The 6202-nt window shown below is 65.3% G+C and carries 8 protein-coding genes and 1 pseudogene; 3 read left to right on the top strand and 6 right to left on the bottom strand.

Translation table 11 applies throughout. The features are described from left to right. Positions 1-531: amidase family protein (locus tag EN780_RS25350; protein WP_245500130.1), on the bottom strand; the 531-nt coding region annotated here is incomplete at its 3' end. A gap of 540 nt (positions 532-1071) precedes the next feature. On the opposite strand from EN780_RS25350, the gene odc2 reads away from it, so the two are divergent. Both odc2 and EN780_RS25340 read left to right on the top strand, forming a co-directional pair. Further along, positions 1072-2205 (top strand): ornithine/lysine decarboxylase, encoded by a 1134-nt coding sequence (odc2, locus tag EN780_RS25345; RefSeq protein ID WP_127311543.1) that lies wholly within the window; start codon positions 1072-1074, stop codon positions 2203-2205. A 98-nt stretch (positions 2206-2303) separates the two neighbouring features. After that, positions 2304-3011 (top strand): N-acetyltransferase, encoded by a 708-nt coding sequence (locus EN780_RS25340; RefSeq protein ID WP_320319539.1) that lies wholly within the window; start codon positions 2304-2306, stop codon positions 3009-3011. A gap of 50 nt (positions 3012-3061) precedes the next feature. Here EN780_RS25340 and EN780_RS25335 read toward each other — a convergent pair whose 3' ends face one another. The 4 genes from EN780_RS25335 to EN780_RS25320 form a co-directional block, all read right to left on the bottom strand. Next, a complete protein-coding gene (locus tag EN780_RS25335) occupies positions 3062-3346 on the bottom strand; it encodes an SCP2 sterol-binding domain-containing protein (RefSeq protein ID WP_127310776.1) in 285 nt (94 codons plus the stop codon). Positions 3347-3521: 175 nt separating this feature from the next. Then, positions 3522-4046, bottom strand: a complete 525-nt coding sequence (locus EN780_RS25330) for a hypothetical protein (protein WP_127286090.1) — start codon at positions 4044-4046, stop codon at positions 3522-3524. 34 nt (positions 4047-4080) lie between these two features. Next, the gene (locus tag EN780_RS25325; protein WP_127392410.1) at positions 4081-4497 is read right to left on the bottom strand and encodes a hypothetical protein; all 417 of its coding nucleotides are present in this window, start codon (positions 4495-4497) and stop codon (positions 4081-4083) included. Positions 4498-4504: 7 nt separating this feature from the next. Further along, entirely contained in the window at positions 4505-5059 is a 555-nt protein-coding gene (locus EN780_RS25320; protein WP_245500128.1) for a rod-binding protein, read from the bottom strand. A 278-nt stretch (positions 5060-5337) separates the two neighbouring features. Between EN780_RS25320 and EN780_RS25315 the strand changes: the two genes are divergently transcribed. Next, positions 5338-5925 (top strand): transglutaminase-like cysteine peptidase, encoded by a 588-nt coding sequence (locus EN780_RS25315; protein WP_127392409.1) that lies wholly within the window; start codon positions 5338-5340, stop codon positions 5923-5925. Positions 5926-5965: 40 nt separating this feature from the next. Here EN780_RS25315 and EN780_RS25310 read toward each other — a convergent pair. Continuing rightward, positions 5966-6202: pseudogene (locus tag EN780_RS25310) on the bottom strand (hypothetical protein); the annotation flags it as partial.

Genomic DNA, 6202 nt, shown 5'->3' with positions numbered 1-6202 from the left:
GTCGTCGGCGAACCAGCCGAAGGTGTCGCAGCTCGGGGCGAGCTTCATGGCGCCGTCGAGCGAGATGCGGCCATGCGTGGCGCGCAGCCCGATCAAGCCGCAAAAACTTGCGGGCGCGCGGATCGAGCCGCCGGTGTCGGAGCCGGTGGCGATGTCGGCGAGCTTGCCCGCCACCGCCGCCGCCGATCCCGATGAGGAGCCGCCGGTGACGCGCTCGGGCGCGGCCGGGTTCACCGGAAACGGAAAGTGCGCGTTCTGGCCCATCAGCGAGAATGCGAGCTCGTCGGTCTGGGTCTTGCCGACGAATCGCGCGCCGGCATCGAGAATCATCTGCACCGCGGGAGCGGTCCGCGACGCCGCGTGAGCCGCGGCGAACTTGCCGGGATTGCCGCAGCCGGTGCGATAGCCGGCGACGTCGTAGATGTCCTTGACCGCCAGCCTGAGACCAGCCAGCGGGCCCAATTGCGCATGCGCGACAGGCATTTGGCGAAGGTTCAGGAAGGCGTTGAGCGGTCCGTGCGTGCCTGTCATCGTTCGATATCCGGATACGGTATTCCGTAGATTGTTCGATGCCGGAAATTTTACAACCGCAGCTTACGATTTTTATTGATTGTGAAATCCTACGCTCTTATATCGCGCTTGCCCAAAGTCGCACGTGCCTGTGGGTGTCCGCCGATCCTCGAATGGTGAGGGCAATCGGTAAGGTAACTGGAGCCAACCACTCCAGTCGGTCAGTGGCCAACCACAAGATCGAGGACACCTTGAAGCAACGACGGTGCGGGCCTTTCTGGTTCTCTTCCGGTTGTCCAAAGACCGGGGTTACTAAAGAGGCACACCTTCATTGCCGGCAGTGCGGACGGGTCTCCCATCCAAGCCAAGGCAGACAAAGCGAACCGAGGCCGGGCAAGGCCAAGGTTCACCGCCGCGAGACGGCATTTCATGGTTCCGGGGTCTCCACCGGCTGGTTCCATGGATATTCCGTCCCGCCTTTGTCCACCGCGTGTTCGCGAGGCCGACAGCCCGCGTCCCGCAGCCTTATTGCGCGCCGAAAGGCGTTATGGAGAGACCCCGATGGCCACCCAGCGCATCCTTGACTTCCTCGCCACCCGACGTCCGAACGGCCCGTGCCTGGTCGTCGACCTCGATGTCGTGCGCGACAATTTCCGCGCCTTCGAGAAGGCGTTGCCCGATTCCAAGATCTACTATGCGGTGAAGGCAAACCCGGCGCCGGAGATCCTGCGCCTGCTTGCTGCGATGGGCTCGTCCTTCGACACCGCATCGGTTGCCGAAGTCGAGATGGCGATGGACGCGGGTGCGCCCGCGGACCGCATTTCCTTCGGCAACACCATCAAGAAGGAGCGTGACATCGCGCGCGCCTTCCATCTCGGCATCCGCCTGTTCGCGGTCGACTGCGTCGAGGAGGTCGAGAAGATCGCCCGCGTCGCACCCGGCGCGCGCGTGTTCTGCCGCGTGCTGACCGACGGCGAGGGCGCCGAATGGCCGCTGTCGCGCAAGTTCGGCTGCGTCCCGGCGATGGCGGTCGACGTGCTGCGCCACGCCAAGGCGCTCGGCCTCGACGCCTATGGCGTGTCGTTCCATGTCGGCTCGCAGCAGACCGATCTCACGGCCTGGGACCGCGCGCTGGGCGATGCCAAGAAGGTGTTCGCGACGCTCGCCGACGAGGGCATCGTGCTCAAGATGGTCAACATGGGCGGCGGCTTTCCGACCCGCTACCTGAAGGACGTGCCGGTGGCGCAGGCCTACGGCCAGGCGATCTTCTCGGCGCTGCGCAAGCATTTCGGCAACGCGCTGCCCGAGACGATCATCGAGCCGGGCCGCGGCATGGTCGGCAATGCCGGCGTCATCAAGTCGGAAGTCGTGCTGATCTCGAAGAAGGCCGACAATGACAATGTGCGCTGGGTGTTCCTCGACATCGGCAAGTTCGGCGGTCTCGCCGAGACCATGGACGAGGCGATCCGCTACCCGATCGTCACCGCGCATGACGGCAGCGAGACCGCGCCTTGCGTGCTCGCCGGCCCGACCTGCGATTCGGCCGATGTGATGTACGAGAAGACGCCCTATCCGCTGCCCCTGTCGCTGACCATCGGCGACGAGGTGCTGATCGAAGGCACCGGCGCCTACACGACGACCTACTCCTCGGTCGCCTTCAACGGCTTCGAGCCGCTCCGATCCTACGTGATCTGACCGGTTCGCAAGGACCGTTCAGATCATCCCAGGTGGGCGCCTGTCGCCCACCCGGGCTCGCTTGTGGAACAGATCTCCGCTCGTGAAGGATCGCGGACATGGACTACCTGATCAAATCGGCCATTGCGGACACCGACATTGCCCCCTCATCCGGCCCTTCGGATCAGCTCTTCTTCGCGGGGGAGAGGAGCCCGATGGCAGCGCTTGCGCCCTCCCTTGCCCAATGGGCACAGGCTGGCTCGCGCGGCGAGCCGGGTGAGGGGGCCTCACAGGCTCCGGCATTCGCCATCGTGGCCGAAAGCGCCGGCGATATCGAAGCGCGCGAGGACCTGCTCGACCGTGCCATGGGGCCTGGGCGGCGCAGGAAGTCGTCGGAGAAGTTGCGGCGCGGCCGCCGGCCGTCGGAAGGCCTGGCCTTCGTCGCGCGCGATGCCTCGGGCGCGGTGCTCGCCACCGTGCGGCTCTGGGATGTAAGCTTGGGCGAGGGCGGTGCGGCGGCACTGCTGCTTGGCCCGCTGGCCGTCGATCCCGCGCTCAAGGGCGCCGGTATCGGCTCGGCGCTGATGCGCCATGCTGTCGCCGAGGCGGCGCGCCTCGGCCATGGCGCGATCCTGCTCGTCGGCGATGCGCCCTACTATGGGCGCTTCGGCTTCTCGGCGGCGAAGACCGGCGCGCTGGCGATGCCCGGCCCCTATGAGCGGCACCGGCTGCTGGCGCTGGAGCTGGTGGAAGGCGTGCTCGACGGCGCGCGCGGCACGCTGAAGGCTGCCGGGCGCAAGCTCAAGTCGCTGCCACTGGTGGCCTGAGACAGAACGCCGCCCAGCGGGGCGGCGTTTTGCTTGGTTTTTCGAGAAGGTCAGCCGAGCAACTGGCTGAGCGCCATGGCGACGGTCATGTCGCCCTCGATCTTTATCTTGCCGGACATGAAGGCCATGGTCGGGTTGAGGTCGCCGGCGATCAGCGAATCCAGATCGTCGAGCGAAAGCTTGACGGTGCAGTCGGTCGGCGCGTCGGTGGTCGAAACGCTGGCGCCGTCGATGACGATGACGCCGTCGCTGCCGGTATCGAACTTCACCGAATGCTCGAAGCCCGCGCTTGCCACGCGCGACTTGATCCTGTCGGCAATCTCCTGAACGCTCACGGCGGTTCTCCTCATCTCGTTGCGTTTGATGCGCGGCGGCGCTTTGCCCGGCGCATGTCGCGATCACGGTCGCTGACGCATATAGCTTCGCATTGACGTTTACGTCAACGTGGTGGCGATGCGTCATCTCGCATCACCTCGGCAGACCTGTAGGCCGCCGTGCCTCGGCGAGCGATCAATGCTCCGCCTGGAAAGGCTTGGTCATTGCTTGCGCGGTCTCGCCGGCATTCTTGCGGCGGCGCAGCGCGTTGTCGCGGATCTCGTCCTTGGACAGGAAGTTGACCTGGTCGACCAGGACGTCGTGCACCAGCTCGACCCCGACGCGGGCGTTGATGGTGTCGTGGATCGCCTTGCGGAAAGTATCGAGATCGATCGTGTCCTTCTTGGTGAAATCGATCTGCGGGTTGGAATAGAGATAGGAATAGACCTGGTCGGTGATCAGCGCCTGCGCCGGGATCGACAGTTTCTTTATCTGCTCGGGCTCGACCGTGTAGACAAGCTTGGTGAGAAAATAGCCGTCGATCCTGCCGTCGCGGATCAGCGGGACGGAGATGATGTCGGTCTTGACGTAGTCGAGGCCGCCCAGCATCGGCTTCGGCGTCTCGCCGACGCCGGCCTTGCCGGCCGCCTGGAACGAATAGAACACGGCGCCGAGCGTCGCTGCGCAGATCCAGATCGCGGCGGCGATGAACTTGATCACCGGTCGTTTCCTCGCATGGGCCTCGCGGCCGAAGTCATGCCCGGGCCCAGCCGAATTCGCGGGCCGAATAGGTGCCGTCGGCCTCGGCGCGCTGGATGGCGTTCTTCAAGAGATTGGCGACCTCGTTGACGGCGTTGAGATGGGCAAGGATCGCCGCCTCGTTCTTGGCCAGCTTCTGGCGCAGCCGCGCCAGCCCCTCGCGATGCTGCTCCAGGAATTCGATCTCGTTGGCGCCCTTCATGGCGCGGGTCAGCTCATAGAGGTAGCGGCTCTTGCGGGCGTTGGAGGCCTTGAGGTCGTAACCTGTGCTGGCGCGGATGCCTGCCGTCTCCTCGTCGACCGCTTCCTCGATGCGGCCGATGATGGCGGCGAGGTTTCCAGGTCGCGCGAACTGGACGGGCGCTTCCGAGGTCCGCGCCGGCAGGTTGGAGAGTTCGGATTGGTCGGCCATGAGGATCCTAAATTTTCGTCTCGGTTTCTATGGTCGTGTCGTCGCCGGTCATCGACCGCGCGGCCTGGCGCTGCAGCTCCTGCACCATCGAGGTCGACAGCCGGGTCTGCTGGTCGATCTCGGTCTTTTCCGGCCCGCCCGAAACCGGGCCGACAGGCACGGTGCGCTTGCCGTCCATGTAGTGGTCGGCAAGCAGCGACCTGGCGATGCCGATGCCGCCGCGCGCGGCCATCGCATTGGCCATCTGCTCGGCCATCTGCGATTTCCACATGTCGCCGGCGAGGCCCTTGCCGTAAACGCCCTCGGTGTCCTTGGGCATCATGTTCTGGATGAAGGTCTGCAGCACCATCGCCTCGAAGCGCTGGAACTTCTTCTCCGGATTTGCCGCCTCGGCCTTGTCCGCCGTGGCGCGGGAAAGCATGGTGCCGGTCGTGGCGACCGAAAACGCGTCGGAGGCGCCGCCGGTGCGTTTCGCCAGTGCGGCCCGCGCGGCCTCGACATCCGTCGGCTCGGCGGCGCGGGCAACGTCCAGAACGATGTCGCTGGGTGGAGAGATTGCCAAAAAAGTCCGCCTCTTGCCGATTTTCGTGGCACGGACAATGGCGCAACAAGCTTGCGGCAGGCTTGCGGAGAGCGAGGCGACGCGATCGGCGCCGGCCCGATACGCGGTCGGCGAGAATCCCTCTGCCGGCCAACGCCGCGACACGGCTTCAAGTCTTATTTTTCGAAGTATTAATACGTTAACGGCGCTGCCTCGCTAACGGCCAAATTGGGCAGTTTAGAAACCGCTCATTAACCCGCTCCCCTCATCCTCAAATCCACGCACTGGAGACGTTGATCGTGAAACGCGATGTCGCGCTGATCGCATTCTTGCTGTCGCTTGCCTGCCCGTTCGCTTCCCAGGCCGGGACGATCATGGAAACCAGCGGCAAGGCGTTCGCGCCGCCTGCCTTCTTTTCGTTCTGCAGTCGCCAACCCAGCCTGTGCAGCACCGCCGGGGGAAGGAAGGTCGTTGCCCTGCAGCCGGGACTGAGCTCCGAATTGAAGCAGGTGAACCGCTCGGTCAATTCGCGCATAACAGAGCTCAGCGACCAGGCCACCGTCGGCAAGGAAGACGACTGGCGCGTGCCGACCGTCTCCGGCGATTGCGAGGACATCGCAATCCTGAAAAAGCTCGAACTGATGAAGCGCGGCTGGCCGGCGTCGGCGCTGCTGCTGACCGTGGCAAGCTATCACGGCGAGGGGCATACGGTGCTGACGGTGCGCACCAGCGAGGGCGACCTGGTGCTCGACAATCTCACCAACTCCGTCCGCGACTGGTCCAGCACCCCCTACAGCTATTTCGCCCGGCAGGCGCAGGGCAATGGCAAGCGCTGGGAACGGATCGGTGCAGCCAGGCCGGTCAAGGCGACCGCGACGGGCGGCTGACGCTTCTGGGCGCCATCCAGCGCCAAGGCGGAAGCCAGCGCTATTCCTGTTCCCGCTTCTGGGCGATCAGATCAAGCCGCTCGCGGTCGGAGCGTTCGCGCTCGTCGCGGCGGCGCACGTCCTTGTAGGCGCGCTCGACCATGTTGGTGCGTGCAGTCGCCGTGGCGATGAGGCCCGCTTCCTGCCTGGCACTTTCCAGGCTGGCCTCCTGGCGCACCAGGGCGTTGGCGATGCGGCGATGGTAGAGGTCGGGGAACAGGCCGGCCAGCGACTGGTC

Source organism: Mesorhizobium sp. M4B.F.Ca.ET.089.01.1.1 (genome assembly GCF_004022605.1).
Lineage (GTDB): Bacteria > Pseudomonadota > Alphaproteobacteria > Rhizobiales > Rhizobiaceae > Mesorhizobium > Mesorhizobium abyssinicae.
This window is presented reverse-complemented; position numbering and strand designations above follow the sequence as displayed.

Excerpts from the sequence above, each read along its gene's own strand:
- odc2 (WP_127311543.1), top strand. The coding sequence starts at position 1,072 with ATGGCCACCCAGCGCATCCTTGACTTCCTCGCCACCCGACGTCCGAAC.
- EN780_RS25340 (WP_320319539.1), top strand. The coding sequence starts at position 2,304 with ATGGACTACCTGATCAAATCGGCCATTGCGGACACCGACATTGCCCCC.
- EN780_RS25325 (WP_127392410.1), bottom strand. The coding sequence starts at position 4,497 with ATGGCCGACCAATCCGAACTCTCCAACCTGCCGGCGCGGACCTCGGAA.